The sequence below is a fragment of the [Clostridium] ultunense DSM 10521 genome, assembly GCF_000511955.1.
Taxonomy (GTDB): domain Bacteria; phylum Bacillota; class Clostridia; order Tissierellales; family Tepidimicrobiaceae; genus Schnuerera; species Schnuerera ultunensis.
Genome location: NZ_AZSU01000006.1, coordinates 296,450 through 320,664, shown reverse-complemented (window position 1 = coordinate 320,664; position 24,215 = coordinate 296,450). Strand labels below are relative to the sequence as shown.

27 protein-coding genes and 1 pseudogene are annotated in these 24,215 nt (G+C 32.7%); 1 reads left to right on the top strand and 27 read right to left on the bottom strand.

Going from position 1 to position 24,215, the window contains the following annotated elements:
- The coding region (locus tag CUL_RS18720; RefSeq protein ID WP_025642420.1) for a hypothetical protein at nucleotides 1–181 on the top strand (181 nt) is incomplete at its 5' end.
- 291 nt (nucleotides 182–472) lie between these two features.
- Here the strand turns inward: CUL_RS18720 and CUL_RS0114655 are convergent.
- The 27 genes and pseudogenes from CUL_RS0114655 to CUL_RS17565 all read right to left on the bottom strand — a co-directional run.
- Nucleotides 473–1,621 carry a vWA domain-containing protein gene (locus tag CUL_RS0114655; RefSeq protein WP_025642418.1) on the bottom strand — a complete coding sequence of 383 codons (1,149 nt, stop codon included), beginning with the start codon at nucleotides 1,619–1,621 and terminating at the stop codon, nucleotides 473–475.
- The gene (locus tag CUL_RS18150) at nucleotides 1,621–2,502 is read right to left on the bottom strand and encodes a CD1107 family mobile element protein (protein WP_025642416.1); all 882 of its coding nucleotides are present in this window, start codon (nucleotides 2,500–2,502) and stop codon (nucleotides 1,621–1,623) included. Before CUL_RS18150 ends, CUL_RS0114655 begins: the two co-directional genes overlap by 1 nt.
- On the bottom strand, nucleotides 2,486–2,761 hold the full coding sequence (locus CUL_RS0114645; protein ID WP_025642414.1) for a hypothetical protein: 276 nt from the start codon (nucleotides 2,759–2,761) through the stop codon (nucleotides 2,486–2,488). The genes CUL_RS18150 and CUL_RS0114645 overlap by 17 nt, the downstream gene beginning before the upstream one ends.
- A 19-nt stretch (nucleotides 2,762–2,780) precedes the next feature.
- Nucleotides 2,781–5,216, bottom strand: coding sequence for a CD1108 family mobile element protein (locus CUL_RS0114640; protein WP_025642412.1), 2,436 nt, complete (start codon nucleotides 5,214–5,216; stop codon nucleotides 2,781–2,783).
- A gap of 1 nt (nucleotide 5,217) precedes the next feature.
- Nucleotides 5,218–7,509: pseudogene (locus CUL_RS0114635) on the bottom strand (VirB4-like conjugal transfer ATPase, CD1110 family); the annotation flags it as partial.
- 74 nt (nucleotides 7,510–7,583) lie between these two features.
- Nucleotides 7,584–8,000, bottom strand: a complete 417-nt coding sequence (locus CUL_RS0114630) for a PrgI family protein (RefSeq protein ID WP_025642407.1) — start codon at nucleotides 7,998–8,000, stop codon at nucleotides 7,584–7,586.
- 31 nt (nucleotides 8,001–8,031) lie between these two features.
- Complete coding sequence (locus CUL_RS0114625; RefSeq protein ID WP_025642405.1) at nucleotides 8,032–8,436, bottom strand: hypothetical protein; 405 nt, start codon at nucleotides 8,434–8,436, stop codon at nucleotides 8,032–8,034.
- A 20-nt stretch (nucleotides 8,437–8,456) separates the two neighbouring features.
- Nucleotides 8,457–9,326, bottom strand: coding sequence for a VirB6/TrbL-like conjugal transfer protein, CD1112 family (locus CUL_RS0114620; RefSeq protein WP_025642403.1), 870 nt, complete (start codon nucleotides 9,324–9,326; stop codon nucleotides 8,457–8,459).
- An 18-nt stretch (nucleotides 9,327–9,344) separates the two neighbouring features.
- Complete coding sequence (locus CUL_RS0114615) at nucleotides 9,345–9,560, bottom strand: Maff2 family mobile element protein (RefSeq protein WP_018579567.1); 216 nt, start codon at nucleotides 9,558–9,560, stop codon at nucleotides 9,345–9,347.
- 1 nt (nucleotide 9,561) lies between these two features.
- Nucleotides 9,562–9,882: a single-stranded DNA-binding protein gene (locus tag CUL_RS0114610; RefSeq protein ID WP_025642399.1), complete on the bottom strand. Its 321-nt coding sequence runs from the start codon at nucleotides 9,880–9,882 to the stop codon at nucleotides 9,562–9,564.
- 144 nt (nucleotides 9,883–10,026) lie between these two features.
- The gene (locus CUL_RS0114600; RefSeq protein ID WP_025642397.1) at nucleotides 10,027–11,808 is read right to left on the bottom strand and encodes a VirD4-like conjugal transfer protein, CD1115 family; all 1,782 of its coding nucleotides are present in this window, start codon (nucleotides 11,806–11,808) and stop codon (nucleotides 10,027–10,029) included.
- A 34-nt stretch (nucleotides 11,809–11,842) separates the two neighbouring features.
- Nucleotides 11,843–12,379, bottom strand: a complete 537-nt coding sequence (locus CUL_RS0114595; RefSeq protein WP_025642395.1) for a hypothetical protein — start codon at nucleotides 12,377–12,379, stop codon at nucleotides 11,843–11,845.
- A 16-nt stretch (nucleotides 12,380–12,395) separates the two neighbouring features.
- Nucleotides 12,396–13,118, bottom strand: a complete 723-nt coding sequence (locus tag CUL_RS0114590) for a BRO family protein (protein ID WP_025642393.1) — start codon at nucleotides 13,116–13,118, stop codon at nucleotides 12,396–12,398.
- Between the two features lie 9 nt (nucleotides 13,119–13,127).
- A complete protein-coding gene (locus CUL_RS0114585; protein WP_051403574.1) occupies nucleotides 13,128–13,976 on the bottom strand; it encodes an ATP-binding protein in 849 nt (282 codons plus the stop codon).
- A gap of 13 nt (nucleotides 13,977–13,989) precedes the next feature.
- Entirely contained in the window at nucleotides 13,990–14,781 is a 792-nt protein-coding gene (locus CUL_RS0114580) for a replication initiator protein A (RefSeq protein ID WP_025642390.1), read from the bottom strand.
- A 60-nt stretch (nucleotides 14,782–14,841) separates the two neighbouring features.
- Complete coding sequence (locus tag CUL_RS0114575; RefSeq protein WP_025642388.1) at nucleotides 14,842–15,336, bottom strand: PcfB family protein; 495 nt, start codon at nucleotides 15,334–15,336, stop codon at nucleotides 14,842–14,844.
- Between the two features lie 397 nt (nucleotides 15,337–15,733).
- Complete coding sequence (tet, locus tag CUL_RS0114565; protein WP_025642386.1) at nucleotides 15,734–17,689, bottom strand: tetracycline resistance ribosomal protection protein; 1,956 nt, start codon at nucleotides 17,687–17,689, stop codon at nucleotides 15,734–15,736.
- A gap of 444 nt (nucleotides 17,690–18,133) precedes the next feature.
- Nucleotides 18,134–18,661, bottom strand: coding sequence for a GNAT family N-acetyltransferase (locus CUL_RS17590; protein ID WP_035143318.1), 528 nt, complete (start codon nucleotides 18,659–18,661; stop codon nucleotides 18,134–18,136).
- 22 nt (nucleotides 18,662–18,683) lie between these two features.
- Nucleotides 18,684–18,815, bottom strand: coding sequence for a DUF4180 domain-containing protein (locus CUL_RS20245; RefSeq protein WP_369800228.1), 132 nt, complete (start codon nucleotides 18,813–18,815; stop codon nucleotides 18,684–18,686).
- Between the two features lie 434 nt (nucleotides 18,816–19,249).
- Complete coding sequence (locus tag CUL_RS18145; protein ID WP_025642384.1) at nucleotides 19,250–19,951, bottom strand: rhomboid family intramembrane serine protease; 702 nt, start codon at nucleotides 19,949–19,951, stop codon at nucleotides 19,250–19,252.
- A gap of 19 nt (nucleotides 19,952–19,970) precedes the next feature.
- Nucleotides 19,971–20,960, bottom strand: coding sequence for a hypothetical protein (locus CUL_RS0114545; protein ID WP_025642383.1), 990 nt, complete (start codon nucleotides 20,958–20,960; stop codon nucleotides 19,971–19,973).
- A gap of 443 nt (nucleotides 20,961–21,403) precedes the next feature.
- Nucleotides 21,404–21,496, bottom strand: coding sequence for a nucleotidyltransferase domain-containing protein (locus tag CUL_RS20325; RefSeq protein ID WP_425329678.1), 93 nt, complete (start codon nucleotides 21,494–21,496; stop codon nucleotides 21,404–21,406).
- 491 nt (nucleotides 21,497–21,987) lie between these two features.
- Nucleotides 21,988–22,197 (bottom strand): hypothetical protein, encoded by a 210-nt coding sequence (locus CUL_RS20320; RefSeq protein ID WP_025642379.1) that lies wholly within the window; start codon nucleotides 22,195–22,197, stop codon nucleotides 21,988–21,990.
- Between the two features lie 86 nt (nucleotides 22,198–22,283).
- Nucleotides 22,284–22,514: a Fic family protein gene (locus CUL_RS17570; RefSeq protein WP_425329677.1), complete on the bottom strand. Its 231-nt coding sequence runs from the start codon at nucleotides 22,512–22,514 to the stop codon at nucleotides 22,284–22,286.
- Nucleotides 22,515–22,817: 303 nt separating this feature from the next.
- Nucleotides 22,818–22,952 (bottom strand): hypothetical protein, encoded by a 135-nt coding sequence (locus CUL_RS19980; RefSeq protein ID WP_255371036.1) that lies wholly within the window; start codon nucleotides 22,950–22,952, stop codon nucleotides 22,818–22,820.
- Between the two features lie 163 nt (nucleotides 22,953–23,115).
- The gene (locus CUL_RS19565; protein ID WP_025642377.1) at nucleotides 23,116–23,616 is read right to left on the bottom strand and encodes a hypothetical protein; all 501 of its coding nucleotides are present in this window, start codon (nucleotides 23,614–23,616) and stop codon (nucleotides 23,116–23,118) included.
- Between the two features lie 198 nt (nucleotides 23,617–23,814).
- Nucleotides 23,815–24,215, bottom strand: a 401-nt coding sequence (locus CUL_RS17565; protein ID WP_035143269.1) for an integrase core domain-containing protein, incomplete at its 5' end; no start/stop codon positions are given.

Genomic DNA, 24,215 nt, shown 5'->3' with positions numbered 1-24,215 from the left:
AGGCTGTATGAATGAAGTATTTACTCCATCAGCCTTAACTGCTATTCATACCATAACAGGTGGAATCCTAAGATCAATAAATAACATAGCCATAGCTAGCCTAATGTATTCAACCGTTAGAAAGATGCAAGTAGTAAATGAAGAAACAGTATATCAGGCTAATATTGAAACGGGAATTTAAATATTGGTTTCTTGCCTATCTGGAGGATAGGGCTCTGCAGGGATGCAACCTGAGCGCCAAATAGGATTCTATAAAAACATAAAGAATCATAAAAGGGGTATCTATCCTAGATACTTCTTTTATGTTTTTAAAGAACAAATGCGAAAAATCCCGGGGTTTGGGGCAGAGCCCCAAGGTTCTATGTAATACTAGGACAATTTGAAAATCTACTAAATATTTTCTGAATTAATTTGATAATTTAATGCTTTTGAAGTCTTTTATAGATATTATAAAGCAAGAAATTTTACTTGTTTAATTTGAGAATCGACATATTGTATCTTCTAGCTCTTTTTCTAGATTTTCTTTAGCTTCATTTAGATCATCAGTTTTTTGCTTTAGAGCATCTATCTCTTTTTCAAGAGCCTTCTTATCTTCTTCTGATTTTTCCTTCTCATCAGCTAATTCTTGTTCTAACCTATCCTTGGCTTTTTCAAGTTCATCAGTTTTATCCTTCAAATCATTTATTTCCTTGTTAAGCTCTTCCTTATCTTTGGCTGCTTGCTCTTTCTCCTTGGCAAACTCTTTCTCAAGCTCTGCTTTTTCCTTATCTAGTTCATCAATCCTATTATTAAGGTCTTCAAGCTCTTTTTCTAATTTTTCTTTTTCTATCTTATCTTTTATTTCATCAGTTAAGTCTTGAAAAACATCTTCTAGGTCGTCTGTATCTGAATCTTTAAACTTATCATCTCCACTTGCTACTTCCTTTAAAAATTCTTTTGCTTGTTCATTACAATCGACTGCTACTGTATAAATATCAAGGACATCAATATTGTCACTTTTTGCAAGATTAGCTTCTGCTAATGCACAAAATTTACCCTTGGCAACTGTTGTATCTTGCCCAGCCTTATCATAATAAAAACTTCCTTCAAGAACCTTTTTATTATTATTCATATAATCATCAAGGTTAATTTTCGGTTCATAAATACGATTTGCTTCTCCATCTGAAAGAAGAACTATAATTTTCTTATCTCCAGTTGATTTTTTAAATATCATCCTTGCTTCATGAATTCCCCCTTGTGTAAAGGTCATATCCTTTGCAACAAGCCCATCAATAACATTAAATAGCTTACTCTTATCTTTTTTCTGGAAAAAATCTGTTCCATCATTTTTATAATGGATCACATCAGATGCAAAGCTAATAAGTGCTATATTGGTGTTTATATTATGAGCCTCTTGCTCTTTCCATATAGCCTCAGCCATATCCTTAGCTGACTTCTTAGCCTTTGTCATTTTAGTTCCATTCATTGATCCTGAAATATCAACTACAATAACCATGTCAACTTCATAAGAAAATCTATCATTTTTATCACTTGCAAGTACAGGGGTTACTAGTCCACACATTACAGTAAAACTAAGTATCCCTGCTAATATTTTTTTAAATAATCCTGTTTTTTTACCCATTACATCAAATCCTCCTTTGTGTATTCAGTTTCATTATCCTCTTCCTCATTGTCTTCTTTATCACTAGATCTAAAAAAATCATCATTTGGAATTTCATCATCTTCAAAATCTCCAAATCCATCATCATTAGACTTAACAACCTTAAAGTAATATCCAGCTCCTACTACTGCAGCTACTATAAATAGGACAATTAAAAAAGAACCCTTAGAATCTTCTTTCTTGGGTTCTTCTGGTTCAGCTTCTTCTTTTTTCAATACTTCTTTTTTAGGTTCTTCCTTAATCTTATTCGTTCCATTTCTTTCCTCATCTTGCTCAATCATATTTAGTAGGTCTTGTTCTGATACCTCTGTTAAGAGCTGAACATTTGAATCTGGCTCATCATGATTGATAATAAGATGAAATACCTTGCCACTCTTTGTTTGAAAAGTAAGAAATTCTCTTGCATCAGCCTTTGGTCTTTCCTTCATTTGACCACCATTAGGTCCATCTATAGCATCTGTAATCTCACTTCTTCTTGGATATTCCCTATTATCAGCTCCAACAGACTCTGTAATAGTTCCCCTTGCCTGGCTAGGATCTGTAGGCTCATAGAGATTTTCCTTTGGTATAGTTGATTCTTCCTTTGGCTTATTTACATCTATTAGAAAACCATTGCCTGTTTCTGCTGGATTTAGTGAAGGCTTATTAACATCAACAGTAATGTTATTTTCCTTATTTTTAGCATTTTCAGGACTATTAACATCTATTACAAATTCTCTTTCAAGTTCTCGACTAGAGTCAGATGCAAAGACTTTAGATGCATAGCTTGTTCCAATTGCACTTACTATAACCAGTGCTAGTAATATCATTATAACTTTTCTCATGTTATTGTTCTTTTCCATAGGTCAGATTCTCCTTTTTAAGTTCTTTACATATTTTATTTTCATTTTTTCTTGTTTTTTCTGTTTCAGTAAAAATCTTTACTGCATCTAAAAGATTTATCTTTTGTTCATAACATATAGCCATTATTTCTTGACCAGCTATTTCCTCTTCTTCTAATCTCAGAAGTTCTAGTTCATCTTCACTTTTTTTAATTTGTTCTTTTAACTTTTTTTGGTCTCTTTTTATCTTCTTATATCTATTTTCCATTTTTTTATCCATTCATTAAAACCTCCTTCTTTTAATATGGGAATCCCCATTTTGCACTACTTCCATAGTAGGCAATCCAATCTAAAAGCTTGGTATCCTTTACAATACCAATATTTTCTCTTATGACTCCATTGCCAACATAAATACCAACATGACCATATTTCTTCCCTGCCTGAGTATGATTATGGGTAGGTACTGCTACCATCATTCCAGGTCTAAGTTCTGAAAGGTCATTGCTATTACAGTACCAATAATACTGATCATTTGCGTTGCCTCCAGGTCTTGGATAACCTGCCTTTACATAAACATTGCTTACCCATGCAGCACAGTAGCCACCACCAGCTGTAGGTGTTCTATATGCTGCTAATACAAGAGCTTTTTCCTTATCTGAAAGATTAGGGTTGTTTACTAATTCCCCTATTATGGTGCTATCTGGAATAACAGGAGTTATACCACTTCCACCAAAATACTCCTCCATGTTACCACCTGTTTCAAGAAGGGCTTCATAATGAGCAAGGTTTTCCTCATATCCATCAAATTCCTCTCTTGCAACAGTATCCATTTCTTTTTTCGTGACTGTAACCTTCAAAACATACCAGTCATAAGGCTCCATTACACAGTATCTATCTTTACCACTTCCATAGCATACCTGCCTATATCTGGTTTCAACTATGGTTTCATAATTAACTTTATACATCTTATTAAATAAGCTTTTTAATTCTCCACTAAGGCTTGATACATTGGTTACTTGTCCATGTTTGGCAGTTATAAAGCTTAAAAGTTCATGAATGTCATGACCTATATCAGTACTTCCTCCTACATGGTACTCGTCATAGCCTGGATAATAACTTTCTATATTGGCAAGTTCATCTGCTAGTTCATACTCTAGCTTGGTAAACTCACTATTTATATCTGCAAGAGTATCTTCCCCTGACAAGTAGGTGGTACTCATAACTTGGCTAGTTACTGATGATATTCCAGCTAGAAAAAATGTTGCAACTTGACTCAGGGTCATAAAACCTATAATGGCTATAGCAAGAAGAATAAGGATCTTTCTTATATTTCTTCTTATTAGTTGAGAACTTCCTTTTAAAATATTTTCCATTCCTTTTTTTAGCCTATCTTTGAAACCAATTGCAATATTATGCTCTTCATAGATTTTCTTTTTCATCTGCCTTCTTTTAATCAATTTCTTATAGGCAGTCTTTTTTTGAAAATCTTTTTCATTTTTCAAACCCTTGATTTCAGTCTTATATTCAGCTCTTGCTAAATTTTTCTGATGCTTTAAAGCCAATTTTCTTTCAAGCTTTATAGGACTTCTTCTTTGCCTTTGAAGCTTGTTTTGGGCATGTCTTGTCATACTTGCATTTAGATATAAACCTTTTTCACTTGCATCAATGGCTACATTTTCATCACTTCCAGCCCTAATATATTCAGCGGACAGATAGCTTGCCCCTGAAATTCCTCCTACAAATTTTCCTGTCTTATCATATTTAGGCTTGTGATAAAGTTTACTTGCCTTTTTCCTTTTTTGAATTAGTTTGCTTTCGCTTTTTCTATATTGTTTTTCTACCTTCCCATCAAGGGCTATAGTTTGACTTGGAACTTTTTTACCTGTCTTATTAGCCATGCCAGCTTTAAGGTCTTTAACATCATCTGTAGTTAATTTCCCATCTTTTTTGTTTATTTTTTTCTGATTATCATATACAAGCTTCCTCTTATAATAATCTTTCTTCTTACTATTATTTTTGAAACTATCTACGCCACTGGCTCTTTCCTCAAAATCTTCTACCCTTACCTCATCGTCTTCCTTATTAGGAATAATGAGATTGTTGGCATCATCTTTAAATAGGGTATTGCTTTTTGTTTCTTTATCTAAGCATTCATATTCTAGATCTTCCTTCTGCATTAAGTTATTTATCTGCTTCTGTTTTTTCCTTTTTTCTACACCTATTAATTGGTCTTGTAAATTATCTAAAGAACTCTTATCATCTCCTTCCCTATCCTTGTATTCATCATCCTTTTTAATTGTAGCTTTAGTATCTCTATCCTTTAATTTTGTTTGTTTTTTTATAATAGAATCATCAAATCTATCCTTTTCATGAATTCGTTTATTAAGGAAGTTACTAGTCTTTATCCTTGCACCTATATCAAGATTTTTTTCTTCTATTATGACTTCCTTTACCTGGCTACTTTCAGTAGTAATCTTTTCTAAATTGTTTGAATCACCAGTCCTTTCTTCCTTAGCCCTATGTTTTTCTATTTGTTTTTGAGATAAAGAAAGTCCACCTTTTTTATCAGTGGACTTAATTTCTCTCTCAAAATTATTTAACTTAGACTTCTTTTCTACAATGTTTTCTTGAAATCTTTCACCATCCTTAGTTCTTTTATCCTTGTAATCCTTTACTTTTTCACGTTTACCTATATCTAGATATGTTCTTCTTTTTATTTTCTTCTTATCTTTCATTTTAATCTACTTCCTCAGGTTTTGTTGTCATCTTCTGATACAAGATTGTATCTTTAGGGAACTTGTCAACAAAGGGAACAATAGTATTCCCAAAGAATAAAAGTCCCTCTCCTGCATTGGAATTTGTAACATAGTTTAATTGAAAAGGAGAAATTTTAAGTTTTTTGGCTAGGATTTCCCTATCTCCAGAAGCTTGGTTAAGCATGAGGACAAAGTCTGTATTATCAAAGATATTTTCAATTTCTGCACTTCCTAAAAGGTCTTTTACGTTTTGTGTTATACCTGTTGGAACTCCACCCCACTTTCTAAATCTTTTCCATATTTCAACTGAGTATTGGGCAGTTTGCTGATCTTTTAAAAGCAAGTGAAACTCGTCAATATAGTATCTTGTTGCCCTATTAGCCCCCCTATTTGAGGAAACTTTATTCCATACCTGGTCCTGTATAACTAACATTCCTATTTTCTTCAGTTGATTTCCCAGTTCCTTTATATCAAAGCATATAAGCTTTTTATTAAGGTCTACATTACTTCTGTTATTAAATACATTTAAAGAACCAGTAACATAGATTTCCATTTCTGTAGCCAGCTTTCTTCCTACACTTTCTTCTTGTTCTTGGAGAAGATTATAAAGGTCACTTAGTATAGGCATATTTTCAGGTTTAGGGTCTGTAAAATAATCCTTGTATATCTTAGGTAGACACCTATCTATTACAGACTTTTCAGCTGCAGTTAGACCACTGCCACCTACTACAAGTTCAAGCATACTCATTATAAAGTTCGCCTTATCCTTTAATGGTGCGTCTCCATCTCCATAGTTCATATTAATATCAAGTGGATTTAGATAGTCTTTAGACTTAGCTGAAATTTTAATAACCTCTCCATTAAATTGTTTTACAAGGTTTCCATACTCACCCTCTGGATCTGTAATAATCACATCATCATCTGTAACCAAAATCGCATTTGCCATTTCCCTTTTGGCTGCAAAGGATTTTCCAGACCCTGGTGTTCCTAGAATAAGTCCATTTGGATTTTTTAGTTTCTTCCTATCTGCCATTATAAGATTATGTGAAAGAGAATTAAGCCCATAATACAAGCTTGTATTTGAACCCATAAAAAGTTCTTCTGTTGTAAAAGGCATAAATACAGCAGTTGATGAAGATGTTAATTGTCTTTTTATTTCAACCTCATTCACTCCTAAAGGAAGAACTGACATATAACCTTGCTCTTGCTGATGGTCTAGTCTTTTTAAGGCACAGTTATTACGGTTACATATGGAAGAAATTTGGGCTATAGTAGTATCTAGCTTTTCCTTACTTTTACTTAAATTCATAATGGTAAAGGTTACATGGAACATTCTCTCATCCCTAGATTGAAGGTCAGTCAAAAGATTTTTTATATCACTTCCATATACATTAAGGTCTGATGGTATAATATCCATATCATAGCCAGCTCTTACAGCCTTTTTTTGTTCTTCTATCATCATCTTTTGAAGGTCTGTATTCTTTCTCTTTACCATCTTAATAGCATCTACCTGATCTATGGCATGAATATGAAGGCTTACATACATATTATCTTCAATAGAAAGAATTTCCGATAAAAACCTATCTGAAAGCTCACTTGCTAAAATCTGAAAATGACTTAGGGCACAGATATAATTCCCCATCTGCATATATTTAGGATTTATGAACTTGAATGTACTAGGCATTATAAGTTTTCTTGTGTCCCTATTTTCAAGCCCTTGTCCATCATAATCAAAGCTATTATCAGGATTTAGCATATCGTGAAGTAGTTTAAGTCTTTCAAGACCTACTAAGGTTTCAGCCCTTACCCCCATACTTTTTAAATTTGATAGGACATCTATCTCTATCCTCTCAAGAACAGATTTGGCTTGGTCATAGGTGTCTGCCCTTGTACTTACAACAACATACTTTGACTTTTTAAGACCATTGTTCCCCTTTGAAAGCTGGTCCTTAAGCATTCCCCTAAATTCTTTTCTTATCTCATCAAAACCATCCCCCTTACCTGGTATAGTAATTGCATTTTCCATTTCCTTAATTCTTCCTACCTGATTAACAAAGCTTAGTTGAAGCTCTGTTGTTGAATCAAAGGAATTTAAAAAGCCTGCAAATTGATTAAAGATAAGATCCCTATCTTCCTCAAGTGCAAGCTGATAATTTATATCCTCATATTTTATAACTTTATTGTACTTTCCCTCACCGATATAACATATACCATTCCTATACATCCTCTTATAGGGAATGGTATCTTCTATGGTATATCTTTTCTTTTCCTTCTTTAAGAAATCAAGAAATGAAGAGCTTTTCTTCTGACTAGACTTAATATTTCTTGTTTCCTTAGCTACTTTTTTTAGCTTCTTTTTCCTTTTTTTGAAGTTTTTCTTCCTGTCTTTTTCTTTTTTCTAAATTTCTTTGCTGAATCTGATTTTTTCCCATTTATGTTTTGCTCCTCCTTCCTCATTTCTATAAATCTCTCCTTACTAACCCTAACTTTAGGTTGGTGTCTTTCATGAAGATATATATATTTAAGGTATTTCTCACTTGAAAGCCCATCCTTCTCATAAAAGACCACAAAGAAAATAGGGATAGTTAGTACAATCATTAAAAAGACAGCTAGATCATTACCAAGAACATTTCTCGTTTTTAGATATGTTGGAATACCAATAATACCTGCCACCCCAAACCCTATTAGCTGCCTTTTGGTCAGATTAAAAGCTACTTTTGTTTTAACATTGGTTAAATCTTTGGGTATCTGAACATAAGCCAATCTCTATCACCTCACTATTCCATTAGCTTTTTTATTCTTCTTCAATCTCATCTATGCTTTCTTCCAATTCATCAGGGTTGATATTTAATATTTTTGAACTTTCACCTACACCTTTTTTATTTTTCTTAAGTCTATCAAGTTCTGCAAGGTGGCTATAGATAGTAGCAATTTCATCTTCAATTTCATAAAATCTTTCATCAAAGTCTTCATAGTCATCTATTCTCATTTTTATTAAACTATTATGAGCCTTAGCAATTTCCTTCATAGACCTATTTAAACTCCATGTCTTTTCTTCAAGATCTTCTAAAAAATCCTCTGTATGATTAATTCTTTGTGTAAGCTCACCTAATTTCTTTCTACTTTTTACTTCAGAAACAAGAAGACCTGCCCCTGTAAGTGCCAAACCTATTATTAATCTTTTCTTTTTAAATTCCAAATTATATTCCTCCTATATTTTTAATGAGCATTCATTATGCTTTTTGCAATTGTTCCACTCTTTAACATCATAATTCCAAGAAGTACCGTATATCCAAGAACTCCGAATATGCTGGCATGAATATCTGTGGTTACATGAATCGTTTTTACAAGTACCGCATATATTCCAAGGCATATCATAAGAAACAATCCCTGAAGCCCTAGTGCAAATAATCCTTTGATATAATTTGTTCCAATCTGACCCCATTCTTTATTTCCCATAGTTGCAAATGGAATTGCTGATACTGAGCTATACAAGCAAATTTCAATCATTCTTCCATAAGTTATTACGGTAATTATGATTGATACAACCTGGATTGAAAGCTTCACCAGTGAAGTATCCATTGCTATCAGTATCAGATTCCATAAGCTTTCATCTTTTAGATGATCTATCATTGCGGCCACATCCATAGCATCAAGGGATGCATTTGTATTTATCACGCCCGCCGCCTTAGTTACTAGTGTCTGTGATACATCAAATACTGCCATCGAGAAAGTGAAAGCATTACTTACAAACCATACTGCTATCCACATCTTGATAATGTATTTAAAGAAATCAAATGTATCTGTATCAGAGTGCATATTATTTTTCTCCATGACCATGTTTATGAGTTCTATGCACAAGACGGCGGTTATGATAATTCCCGCTATAGGGATAACTACAGTATCGTTAATATTCTTTACAAAGCTGAACACTTCTGCATTCCAGCTACTTGGTGTTTTCCCGACTTCTGTAGCTACAAGACTTACATTCTCATTTATATCTAAGAACATTGCTTCAAGGTTTGCTTGGATAATTCCGATGAAAATCTCCTGAAAAAATTCAGTTATTTTGTCGAAAAGTCCAAACATATTTTATCTACCTCTTTCTTAATTAAGTGTATTTGCAAGTAAAGGTATAAGTTTCATTCCAATAAGAACAATACCTCCGCCTGCCATTAGCTGCTTGATCCCTTGTGATTTTGCTCCAGGGTTATCATTTCCATAACCCTCCATAAGGTTAATTACTCCCCATGCCCCTAAACCTGCACCAATTGCAGTAACTAAAGTTTTTAAAACTGCTATTCCTTCTGTAAAAAATGCCATATTATTTTTCCTCCTTATTTTCTTTTTCAATTTTATTCATATGTTTTACTATAAAATTCTTATATAGCTTGTCATTATTTCTTCTTTCCCTAATATAACCAAAGACATGGACAAGATCTCCAGCCTTTAGTTCCTTTGCTACTTCTGACCATTCACCATAAGCTGCACAGTTTGTATAGTGCCTTTTCCCATTCTTCTTTTCTACAAGGGAGAAATTTGTTACATTGATAGTTTCACCATCCCAGTCAAAAGAAGCTGTTTTTACCTCTCCTACTAGATTAGCTGTTACATTTTTCATATCTCTTTCTTTAAAATTTGCCATATTCTAATTCTAGCCTCCTCTTTTCTTTTTTGAAATAAAAAAAGCGACTGGACTTGTTTCTTATCCAATCGCTATAAATCAAATTTATTAACTTTGTTACTTTCTTTTTTGAAGGGCTTCTCACCTTAACCTTCATATCTTCACCTACAATCTTGTTATTATAGAATCTTTATTGAGCTTGGCCTTACCTTGTTTCTTCATATATTCTTCAATATCGAAGAAGTTTCTATCATCATAATCTTCAAGATGCTTATAATTTTTATGCTTGGTAATATCAAACTTCTCTGATAGAAATGGTCTTACACCTCTTAGTTGCATAATGCACTTGCTTCCATCCATTACAAAGAGTTCATCTTTAGTCATAAGTTCCTTGCCAGTTTTCTGATAGTTAAGCCCAAAAGACTTTTGATTACTTCTTGTTTCTGATGTATTGAATAGGTCAATAGTTTCCTTGCCTAAGGTTTCTGAAATCTCTTTTAAAGTACCATTCTCCTTTCCTCCTAAAAATAATGTGGTATCACAGTTACCAATAATAGTATCTGCATTATCTTTATATATGGCCTTTAGTTGTGATTGTGCTTGTAGAACTATGCAAGCACTTATTTCCCTAGAACGAATTGTCGCTATAAGCTTTTCAAATTTAGGGATTAGGCCAATATTTGCAAACTCATCAAGGAGACATCTAACATGAACAGGAAGTCTTCCGCCATAGACATCATCTGCCTTATCACAAAGTAGATTAAACATCTGAGAATAGAGAAGTGATACTACAAAATTAAAGGTATCATCTGTATCTGAAATGATGACGAATAAGGCTGTTTTTCTATCTCCTAGGGTATCAAGTTCCATTTCATCTTCACTCATTAGCTCTCTAAGTTCCTTAATATCAAAAGGAGCTAATCTTGCACCACAAGAAATTAAAATAGATTTTGCAGTTTTTCCTGCCGCTAGTTTATACTTGCGATATTGCTTAACTGCAAAATGGTCTGGATCCTTTTCTTCCAAGGCTTCAAACATATAATCTATTGCATTTTTAAAGTTTTCATCCTCCTCTCTAACCTCACTTGCATCTATCATGGCTAGTAGGGTTGTAAAGTTTTGTTCCTCCTTTGGAGTTTCATAAAATATATATCCTATAAGGGCTGTATAATAAAGTCTTTCAGCCTTTACCCAAAAATCCTCTCCTGCCTTTTCACCATCCCCCTTTGTATTTGCTATAATTGTCTGAACCAGCTTTAGAATATCTTTTTCACTTCTTAGGTAGGCAAAGGGATTATATTTCATGCTCTTATTAAAATTAATTGTATTAAGAGATTTTATTTCATAACCATTCACCTCTAACATTTTGCCACATTCATGAAGAAGACTTCCTTTAGGATCAGTTACTACATAACTTGAGTGTAGTTGCATCAAATTAGGTTTTACAAAGAATCTCGTCTTTCCAGAACCTGACCCACCAATTACAAGTACATTTTTATTTCTTGCATACTTAGGAATCTTTGGTCTACTATTCATGGTAATTCTTTCTGTTTCAGTTAGTAGAAGATTATTTCCAAAATCATCATCCATATATGGAGAAATATCCTTGGCATTACCCCATCTTGCAGAGCCATATTCAGTACCCTGCCTAAATTTCTTTGCATTTTTACCCTTGCTATATAAAATAAGTTTCACTATTCCAGCTAGGACAAGACCTACAAGCAAGTCCCTCGGATAAAAACTTGGAATATAGGTCATAGTTTCTATTTCCATGACCGCCTGGAATATACGGTCTATTAAGTCACCTCCTATATATGAATTTATATGGTGAGAGAGAATATCTCCTAAATAGAAAAATGCAAGATAGGGCATGTTCTTTTTAATAAATTCCTTCCCATCTTGCACATCAAATAAATCCTTTATGTCCTTTTTAATTTTTTCTACTATGCTCACAACCTCACCTCCTTAAGCCAGAGATTTCTTATCTTTCCTCACCTTTTTCTTTTATTTGACTATCTTTTTTTATAGTGTTATTATTAATAACTTTTTCTTTATATTCACTAAGAAGTGCAATAGTTGATTTCTTCTTTTTATTCAACTGCTTGTCTGAAAATCTTATAGGCTTTCCTTCAAGAATAAATTCAGATATATTAAGGAAATTCAAATCTTCATCATGGGGAATAATTTTAAAGACAGCATGGATAAAATGGCTTTCTCCCCCCAGCTTATAGGTCTGTCCATATACAGAAAGATTAAGAAATCCCTCATCATCTATAAGAAAATCTACTCCATTTTTAAAATCAGCAAGCTCTGCCAGCTCATATATATCCCATAGATTTATATTAATAACTTGCAAATCTTTATTTCTATGGCCTATATCCTGGTACTTATGAAGGACTACACAATCATAGTTATCTAGCTTTCTTAATTCCCCTAGAATCTTATTTATTTCTTCATTATGTTTAACTAAATCTCTTTCATCACAATTTATACAACTTTTCTTATTAAGCATTATCATCCAAGACCACCTCCTTCTAGATTTCTCCCATCTCTTTAAATAAGGAGAAAAGATATGCTCTTCCCTCAGGTCTAACTACTGTATAGACTCCGGGTTGTCCATTATATTTATTGATATAATCTTTTAATTTAAAGTAATCAGCTGCAGTTGAGTAATATCTTAGTTTCCCTTTTTGATTTCTATAAAGATAACCCCTATCAATGAGTATATTTATAAATCTATTTTGAGAAACTCCTAATTCTTTTGCAGTATCCCTAAGGCATATACAGTCACCTAAATCCATAAACTTATCAAAGAATTCTCCCTTGGGAATAAGACCTTCTAATTCTTCTGTCCTAGCTTCTATTTGTCTTAAGGCTACAAGATAGCCCCTTGCTAAAAGTTCTTGATCATTCATTTCCTCCTGTCCTGAAAAATATCCACCATGCTTTCTAATTGAAGGTAGAACTTCACTTGTTACCCAGTTTTTAAATCTTATGGCACTTTCAAGTTTACTTCCAAAAATCAGTGCATACATTCCAGACTCATTTATTACTATCAAATTCCTTCCTTGACCTGATACGGTAAAACACCGTTTCAGCTTATCTTCCTCATATACATGACTTGCAATCGCATCACTTGGTCTTTTGTATCCTAGAGCCTGGGCTATATCCATTCCTACAAACCATGGTTCATTATCTATAAGCATTGTCCTAACCTGTCCAAATTCAAAACTTTCAAATGTTTTTATTTTATTCATCTCTTTCACCTATCTTTCACCTAGAAGTAACTCTCTAGTTTTATTTAATTTTAATTTTCCTATTTCTCTTCTTATGTCCTCTCCTGCAATTTTTACTGGAATACACATCTCCCTAATTCTTGAATATATCCTTTCTTTATCAATATCATTACTTCCACTCATGATTACACCTAAGGGAATATTTGTTGAAATAATAGTGGGTTTCTTTGCTTCATATCTGGTATTGATAATCTGATAGACCATTTCATTTATATATTCTGTATTTCTTTCAATTCCAAAATCATCAAGAATGAGAAGTGGTACACTGCATAAGAGCCTGTAATATTCATTTTTATCTATATCAAAGCCACGCTTTTCAATATCATTTATTATCTGAGGGATATTTCTCATCTTCACCCTTATCTGGTATTCTTCAATAATTTTATTAGCAATACAAGCTGCTAAATATGTCTTTCCTGTTCCAACATTCCCATGAAATATAAGTCCATTATTATTTTTCGCAAGTTCTTTAAAGTTCTTAACAAAATTCTTTGCTATAATAACTTCCTGTCTTTCAGGCTCTATAATCTTTTCAAAACTATAGCTTATTAGATTTCTGCTAGTAGCAAAACATTCTTCTTTAAGCCTTCTGATGTGGTTTGCTATTTCTTCTTCCTTTCTCTTAGCCTCTGTTTCCCTATCACATCTACAATTTCGACTAAATATTATTTTTTTACTACCAAGACAAGCAAGGGGTTCTGAATCTATTTGTTCACCACATTGTCTACAATAAACATGGCCATCTCTTTCATGAGCCCTATTTGCATTAAAAGAAAATCCTACTCCATCAATTTCAATTATTTTTATTTTATCTTCCATTTTATCTACCTCTCTAATCATTTAAGTTCCATTCACTTTCATAGTCCGAGGGATCTCCCGTATAAGATTCCTCCCTCCTAAGCTTTCCTTCGCTCTTATCTTTTAAATACCAGGTCATAATTGTTGAAGCATGGTCTTTATAGGTTTTTCCTGTACTTTGCATATAGGCTGATAATCTTTCAATATAATCATTAAGATTAGGGATTTTATCTTCTAGTTTCATTTCTTCTTCATTAGAAATAATTACATTTAAGAAGGTTCCTTTTTTATCCTTCTCACTAAAATCAATATAACTATTATCAATCTTATTATTCTCTATATAGTTAGGTTGTCTTTTTGATAAGTCTAGACTTTCCTTTTTTGCCACTCTTGAATTATCAAAATCACCATTCTTGACTTGTCCTTTTGACAAGTCTTGATTTTCCCTTTTGATTGATCTAAGCTCTTCATTTCTAAAAATACTCATAAAATCTTTGACATAAATTTTAGTAGGATTACCCTGGCCTGCCCTCTTTTTTGTAATAAGACCAATCTTCTCAAGATCTTTAATAAGTTTTACTGCCTTTTTAATACCACAAGCAAGTTGTGCGGCTGTTTCCTCAACAGTAAAGTAGATATAAACCCTTCCATTTTCATCTACCCAGTTATTCTTATAAGATAAGGTACTCCTTGACAGATACATGGAATAAAGCACCTTAGCATCTATTGATAGGCTTTTAAACGTTTCATCTTCAATAAGAACTATAGGTAAGCGGATAAACCTAAAGCTTTCAGCGTCTCTCCCATAGAAATAATCAAAATCCATTCACTTCACCTCATCTCAATAAAAAAAGACATCTAAAATTTCTCTTAAATGCCTCTCTCCTTATCTTTCTTGTTGCTGGTGTTTTTCTTTCACCTTGTCTTTAACTACTGTATTTTTCACTTTCACCTTAAACTTATTTAAAATATCCCTTGTTGAATTTCTCTTATTTTCTTTCTTTTCATATCTTTCTATAGCTTTTTTAAAGGCTAGATCCATAGCCTTAGTATCTTTTGCCTGGAAGAATACAGAGTATAGTCCTGCCTCCTTATTCTTCATTACAGAAAACCTTACTCCATATCGGTTAAGTTGTTTTTTAAGTTCCTTGACTTCACCTTTTTGTAGTTCAATATTTTCAAGCTGACCTTTTTTAACCATATCCTTAAGTCTCCTTGAATTAGTCTTCCTTTTCTCACTAAGATAGTCAGCAAGTGGTTGGCTTTTTTCAGCTGCATCTTCCATAATCTTTTTAATTGCCTTAAAGATTGCTTTTGCTGAATACTCTGCAACCTTAATCTCAATATTTATAGCCTTATTATTGACTTCGTCATTTACCATGCAGGTAACCTCCTTTCTAGGGAAATAAAAAAAACGGCCCAGACTTTTATATCTGAACCACTAAGATTTATTAAAAGATTTCATGTATTGTTATAATATTAATTATTAACTAGCTCCTCTTTAAATATTTTTGTTAAATGATTTAATGAGTAGTTTACACGATTTGGTTTAAGCCAATCATCTAAAAACATAATAAGCTCTTCCTAAGATCTTAAAGCATCCTCTGCTATAGCATATATATAAAACCTTATTTAGTATCCATAGTTATATACTACCACCATTTCTTGTTTTACGTATTGATGTTTATCCCATGGTTCATTTTTTTGTACATATGGTGAAAACCTTTATAGATATAGGTTTTATCCATATTTAACTGATAATTGCACTTAAGCTCCTTTCAAATTTCACTTTGTTTCTGAAATAAATATCTCAGTCCTTCTTTGCTACTATCATTATCATTATTTCTAATATCATTAGTTATAGACTCACCATTATATATATCATAACCATAAGGCTCAGTAATAAAAATACCTTTCCCATTTGAGTAGGAAAGCAATTCTGACTGATAGGACTTCGATGTATCAACAGGTATCTTTCCACTTAAAGTTGTCTCCTCTCCCTTGGCTATTATATCTTCAATAGAAGCCCTCATCTTTCTAAGATCACTCATAACCCTTCCGCAGAAATCATTTGGAACTTGAACTGTATATTTTAAATAAGGTTCTAATATTTCAGTTCCTGCTTTTCGAAGAGCTTCCCAAAATACATATGGTGTTAAATTCCTAAAGTCAGAGGGGGTACTTACTGGGCTATAGTATAATCCGTAGTCAAAAGTTACCTTTAAGTCTGTAACTTCCCATCCATAAAGCCCTTCTTTACAAGCCTTCTCTACAGCATCTTTTACTGCATTTTGAAATGAATTATTTAAATATCCATAGGACACCTCTGTCTTATATAATAATCCTGACCCTATTGGTAGTGGTTCTATTGACAGTCCAATAGATGCCCAATAAGGATTTGGTGGAACCTCTATATGGATTACTGCTTTAGAGTTTCTCTTAGGTCGTTCTTTATATATTGTTTTCAATTCACCAAATTTAGCATCTATTTTGTATCTGTTTTTAAGTAGTGATTCTATTATTTCCATTTGAATATTTCCAAATAGTTTCAATATGATTTCTCCAGTATCTCCGTTAATTTCACAATCTAGAAATGGATCTTCTTCAGTTAATTCAAATAACGCTCCTATCAGTTTACTTCTTTTACTTAAATCATAAGGTTTAATTGATGCCCTCAATGCTGGTTGGGCTATCTTTATATCTAGAACCCTATCATATTTCTCACCAATAAAATCACCTATTTTAAGAGAATTAGCATTAGAAATAATAGCAATATCCCCGCTATTAACCTGATCTACCTTTACAATTTCTCCATTCATAATTGATTCCAGACTTTTTATTTTAAAGGTTTCCTCTGTGTCATTTATGGGAACTTCTTGACGTGTCTTTATATTCCCACTGAATACTCTTAAGAAAGTAATCTTACGCGATTCTTCATCCCTATCTATCTTATAAACATACGCAGATAGGTTATCTGTAATATTATCATTATTTACAGGAAGATAGTTTGTAATAGCAAATAGCAACTCATCAATCCCAATATCTTTTAAAGCAGAACCATGCAAAACAGGATAAAGATTGCAACTATTTACCTCATCCAGAAATACATTATCATACTCTTTTTCTGTAATGACATCGCCATTTATATATTTTTCTGCTAGATAATCATTTATATCCAGTAACTTCTCTATTATTTGACTTTGAATTACTTTATCATCCCTTACATTTGTCAATTCAAAATCACCTTTATCTTTTATTTTAACTGATTGCATTATTGCAAGATTAGGAGTTAATTTCCTCTTTATCTGAGTATATATTTCATCTAAACATACTCCCTTTCTGTCTATTTTATTCACAAATATGAGTGTTGGAATATTTAATTTCGCCAAAGTATTAAAAATTATTTTGGTTTGAACTTGAATTCCTTCTTTCGCCGAAATTACTAAAACAGCTCCATCTAACACTCTCAGGGTTCGTTCGACTTCAGCTATAAAATCCATATGTCCGGGGGTATCTATGATATTAACCTTTGTATCATTGTAATTAAATGAAACTGTAGATGCTCGTATAGTTATCCCCCTATCTCTTTCCAGTTCCATTGAATCTGTTATTGTTGTACCATTATCGACCCTTCCTATTTTATTAATTGCACCACTTTTATACAATAAACCTTCTGTAACAGTTGTTTTTCCTGCATCAACATGTGCTAAGATTCCTATATTAATAATTTTCATTTTATACCTCCATAATTATATAAAAATCCCCTGTGATAAAATACTCTCTTCACAGGGGAACTTATTTTTTATATAACTGCTTAAAGTAAATATAACATACATAATTAGATACAACACCATGGTTTTATATCTATAACCTAATTAATGCTATATAATACATAAAAATATAAATTTATTATTATGAGAATATTTCTAAATAAAAGTACAATTAATAAGCCATACAAATATTATTTTGCACGGAAAATGTACTTGTTCTATTTTATTAATAGTTATTTAAAAATACTATGCCTCATATGATAAAACTCCTTTAATTAATACTACATATTATAATATTTGTTTTTATTATATTTGTCAAGGAAGATTTGATCCCTTAACGCATTTAACTTGTCATATTACTAATAACTCGTAGAGATTTTTATAGGAATTCATCTTTACATGATATATTCAAATCTTAATTTTCCAGATTAGATGATGTTGACCCTCTGCCCAATAATTCTCTAGGAAATATTCAGGTTCACCAAACCTTTTTCTCCATATTTTCTGTGCATTGGAATATCCACTATCCATACAAAACTCTTTGATTCCTTTACATTGTAATTCTTGAATCATAGCATTCAATAGTAAATTACCTATACCCTGTCCTTGGTAATCTGGTCTTACAAAAACTGTACCTATTTCATAAAGGTTCTTATATTTTCCATGTGTACAACTATTAATTAGGTCACTGGCAGGTCCATATTCTATTGTACCTACTATACAGCCCTCATATTCTGCTATTAGGAAACATCTAAGTTCTCCATTGCTCTTTAGATCATTTTCTAAATATTGCTTCTTAGATTCAATTTCTTCCTCTAAATCTTCTACCATTTCTTCGATACCTTCCTTGATAAAGGTATCGACCACTACAATTTTAAAAAATTTAACTAATCGGTCTTTGTCATCTTCAGTTGGTCTTCTAATCCTAATGTGCATCAATTAAATCTCGCCCCTTTAATCACTCTATACTTAGTCTCTTAATAGCCTGCTCTACATCAGATGTGAAAAAAATATTTTTTCCTTTATTACATTCATAAATAAAATCTTTCAAACTCTTACTTGTATATATAGAGAAATCTCCCACGATCATGACAAATCTTGTTTCAACCATGGTGCATACTCTGTTTTCTCATATCCATAAGACCTCCCTAGATAAGAACAACGGCCTTCCTCACAAGTAACCGTCACATTTACTGTATAAGGTTCGGGTAGTATTGGACTTTGTTTTGTTATGTAAACTCATCCACTTTATTTCACCCTGATGTGGCTTCTGTTCGCCAGTTCGGGATTTTGCCTCTAGTTTCCTTCAGATTCCATGTCGCTGTGGATAAATTTACTTTTAGCTAAAGGTTCCTACCAAATAGCTTTTACCATCAAGTTGTTGCCCATGTTGGGCACACAAATAAAAAGGAGTAGCAAATGCTATCCCTTTTTTCAACAATCGCGCCCTTTTGTTAAATTAAATTATTATTGAACAATTAACATAAACTGGTAGAATCTTACGTATGTATTCAAGTTGCTAAGTCACGACCACCTTTGTAGGGAAAAGAGAATAACGGCAGTGAGAGATCCACCCAGAATTGCTGCTCCATGTATATCATGAAACACCAACAGAGTTATCACACCAATGAAACCACCTATACTAGATAGGGTGCCTAATAATTTTTCTGGATTTTTCCTTTTCATGATAATTCCTGTAAGAACCCCAACCATAATGAAGAGTCCTATTGATACATAGATTCTTCCACTTGCAAAACTGACAAGACCAACAACAATATAAAGACTTAACAAGAGAGAAAGTGGATTTGCTACCTTTTTCCTACTTATCAATGTAATAATATATAATCCACCTAATAGGCCACAAAGACCTACTGATGCTCCAGCGCCATATGGTTCCCATGCATAGCCTGCAATCTCGCCAATCAAACCTCCCGCTAAATAAAGAAAAAGAAAATCAATTTTTCCATATAATCGTTCAACTTCAATCCCGATTACTATAATACACACTATATTGAAAATGTACTGTCCCCAACCATCGGAATGGACAAGTAAGGGTGTTATAATCCTCCACCACTCTCCAGATGCCAATCTTTCGGGGTCACGACGAAGTATGTTCAATACTTCAGGTTGAAAAAATTGAAAAATTGTTACAATGGAGGTAATTAAAACAATGACCATTGTCAAGGACAAGAAAAACTTGTTGTTTTTTATTGTTTTACCGTACATATATCTTCACTCCATTAAATTACCCTAATTCCCGTATTAATCGCTTGAATGTGTAGTATGCTGGTTTCGGTGAGTAATCATCTCGCATAACCCCAAATTGATGGAATAGATCATCTATGGAACTATTAGCATCCCGGAGTCCGAAAAGTTCGAAATGTGAAATGTTAAGTTCACTTCGTAAACTGTAGACTGTACGTATCACTGTTTCGAGTACCTTTGATTGATGTTCATAAGACCTATCTAAATCAGAAATAGACTTTTTCCCAGTAGACCACCCGTTTTCAGTAATTCGTATAGGAACTGAATTTGGTATACCAGCCTTAACGAGATCCACTTCCCTTAAACTACGAAGTGTATGTTCCACGACAGAAGGCACTTCCTGTAAAGCGAGAGTTTGCTCACCAAACACGTCTACATAAAAATTATGTCCAATAAAATCAACATATTTAACAAATTTATCATTTCCTTCTTTAGTGAGATTCTCCCAAAAGTATGGAACTGATGCATCACCGCTTGGTACCGAACCAAATCCAATATTAATTGGGAGTTTAAGCTTTTGGGCTTGCTTTTTCGCTACAACCACTCCTTCTACCAATGCTTGAATAATATGCGGATTCGACCCCTCCATAAACGGTAAATTAGGTTCGTTGGTAATTTGAAGGGAGCCCAAATGTGAGCCAAAATCGTTTATTACTTTTTTAATAAAATTAAGCCAATGATCAAGTTCTATATCCGACCCTTGTTTCTTTGTCCAATCACCTAATACTATACACAAGTCTCCCAATAAACTATCATCGCGAAAAAATGCTATATTGGATAACATTTCAGATTCCCATTCTTTCGTATAAACAATGTACATTCTCGGAATTACCCTTTTTGCATCCCCTTGTAAATCCTTTAAAGCTAGTTGAATCTTATCAAAATCATCAATAGGTCCTTTAGCCAACCCAGAAGGTGTACCTACCGCACCTAATGGGTAAACTCCAAACGTTAAACTAGTTGGATTCATATACTCTACACTTCCTTTCAGATAATCAATTTCGATTACTTTAAATTCACCCAAGACAACAAATTATAATACCACAATCCACTCCGTTTGATGTGCAGCTCTAATTCCACAACTGCGCCTGATTGCTTAGTTATTATTCTTTATTTGATTGTCTGTATATAACCATTACCACATATAAAAAATTGAGGATGAATACTTTATATCTACGACATCAAAAGAATTACCATTTAAAAGATTATTTACTTTTCTGTCTAAGCCTGCCTCAGTCATCGCAGTAAAGGTTTTTACATTCATTTATCATTCTCCTAAAATTAATAATTTATTAAGTAATCTGTCCCATTTGTTGAACTAGTCTTTTATAAAATGGCTTTTACATTCCCAATTCCACATCTTTCATCATTCAATTCTGTAGCAATTTGATTAATCGCTATCAGGTCAAATGATTACGCATTGTAATAAATTCCCACATCTATATCAGAATCTTCTGTATGGGTGCCTCTTGCACATGAACCCCTAATATAATACCTCTCACGCAAGGCCAAGAAGATAATTTCTCTGTTACCATTTGAATAGCATTGTCTACCATACTAATACACCCCTTTAATATCAAAAGCTATAGTCCCTTTTATTGGTCCACTTACAATTTATCAGTACTAAAAATAAAATAATTATCGTTCCAGCATACCCTTTCATTAACACTTCCAGTGCCTCCAGGCTAGGTATATCAAGAAAATTACTTGGTTCATCCATTAATAATATATTATAACTACCCATAAGCTTTTTGGCCAGCATTAATTTAATAATTTCGCCCCCACTTAAACAGATGGTTTTTTGTTAATATCCCCATCTTTAATTCCCATGGAAGTGAGTAATGAGCGGTTTTTGGAAATATTGTAATCACAATCCTCCTGTATAAATTCCATAACCTTTCGATTATGGTTATATTTATACCCATTTTAGGAAAATTAGCCTACTTCTGCCTTAGGGGATATTGATATACCATCTTCATGGTTTAATATCATTTCGATTAGAGTTGTTTTCCAGTACCATTTTCTCCAGTTAGTGCCACATTTGCCCCGATAGGAATTTGGAAGGAGGCTTTTTTAAATAGCACATTATCCCCAAAGTTCCTATTCCCTTCTTCTCCAATAATAGGGTAGGGATTATGAAGTTCAAATGCCTTGCTCTGTTTAAAACGAATAGCGCTGACGTTTTCTAGAGCTTTTATTTCCCCCAAACCTTCAATTCTCTGCTCAATGGACTTAGCAGCATTATGCAATGTTTCTTGCTTGTTTCCTATAGTTTTCTGATGGAATATTTATTTTACTGGCTTCTACCATTCCCTTCCCTAAAAGGATGTGCAACATTCATTTCTACATATTTTTCAATAATACTATCAAAATCGGACCCTGGCATCTTTTCAATAACTTCCAGGTTAGATTCTAAAAATCCAACAGGAGCAAAACGAAAATTACCTTTTGATAAATTAACTGTCCTTATTTTTCTTGCACAATCAAATACATCTTGAAATATATAATGATGAATTTGTTGCACTCCCTTAAATGTTCCTACTTCAAAGGTATCTATTATCCCGTCATCAAAAAGTTCATAAGCTCTTTTTTGTTAATTCTGTATTTTCCCACATAAATCATACCTCCTTTTCATATAACATATCTCTTGTTCCATATTCCCCCTGTTATTCTATAAACTCTTTTGGGATTATGCCTTCTGAAAATCTTACTCTTTTATGTAAGAAGTTATCAGCTTTTAACTATTAAAATTATCACTAAACCCAAAAGATTTGTTGCACATTTTTCTATATCCACGACGCAGTTTATAAACTACACGCTTCTTTAATTATAATATATTTTCATCTTTTAGTTCTTTTATTGCCTTTTTCACGGCTGTTTTTATTACAAAATATAGGATTATTGCTGGTATTCCTAGGTATAAAGGTAATGAAATAAAAAGTGAAGGTAAAACATTAATCATATGAGTTCACTCCTTTAATTTCAATTAAGTTCGCTTAATACTACATATACGTAATTATTATTATTATTTTAAATGTAATTATACTAACTAATTGTCAACTATTAAAGAACTAATATTCTTGCCCCCTCTCATACATTGCTTACAGCAATCAACTTTAATTACTCTAAGCAATACACAAAATATATTTATTTAAAGTTCCTGAAACCCTTGGTTTCATAACATTAACTGCACCCATCACTATTATGACACGTTCCCCTGTAGGCATACATAAAGTATAAAATAACTGATTCGGATTCTCTTTTAGTTGTCTCATTATATCTTCTTGTGCTTTCATCCGCACTACAGATAGAGGTTGGTCCCGATTCTGTGAACAAAATCTATCAATATTTTCCACATATCTAGAATTATCTGTTTTAGTTATCCAAGTAGATTCTACATTTTTTACATTAAAACGATCTCCCATAATTAAACTGGTTGTTAAAATCCTCCACTTTTGAAGTTCTATAGCTAATTCAAGTAATTCTTTATCTTCCTCTTCTGAATATAGAACAAACTCAACATCTTCTATATGTTCCCCCACAATATCTATCCAATTATCTAATTCTTCTTTATTAATAGGAGTATCTATTAATTCCTCATACAATTCATGGATAAAATTTTCCATACCAAATAGATCATGTTTATTCCAATCATAACTTATTATCCAATTATCATTCGTCTGGAGAAGTCAAACATATGTGACACAGACCTCTGAAAAATTTTCTCTGAATAATGCTGTGGTTTTAAAAAATTACTAATAATTATTTTGTCAAGGAGGAAAGCGATAGCGATCCTTGATTAAATAATTATTGGTAATATCATCTTAAGCAGCATTTTTAGAGAAATACTCTCCAACTATTTCATTTGGAGTCTTATAATTTAGGATTTTTCTTGCTATATTATTGTATCTTTTACTATATCTTATAAATGACTTTTCCATCTGCTTGTAACTTTTAAATCTTCTTCTACTGTAAAATAATTCATTATCTATTCTATGACTTCGCTCTACTATGCCATTTTGCCATGGTGAATATGGGCGTGTGCGCTTGTGTTTTATATCTAGTTTTTCTAAATACTTTTCGAATCTGGTCTTTTTATTTGTAATATCCTGATCGTTAACAAATTCGATTCCATTGTCTGTTTGTACTAGTTTAACTTTAAATCCTAATTTGTCTTCTAGTCGTTTTAAAAAATTAGATGTACTATATGTGCTTAGTTCATTAA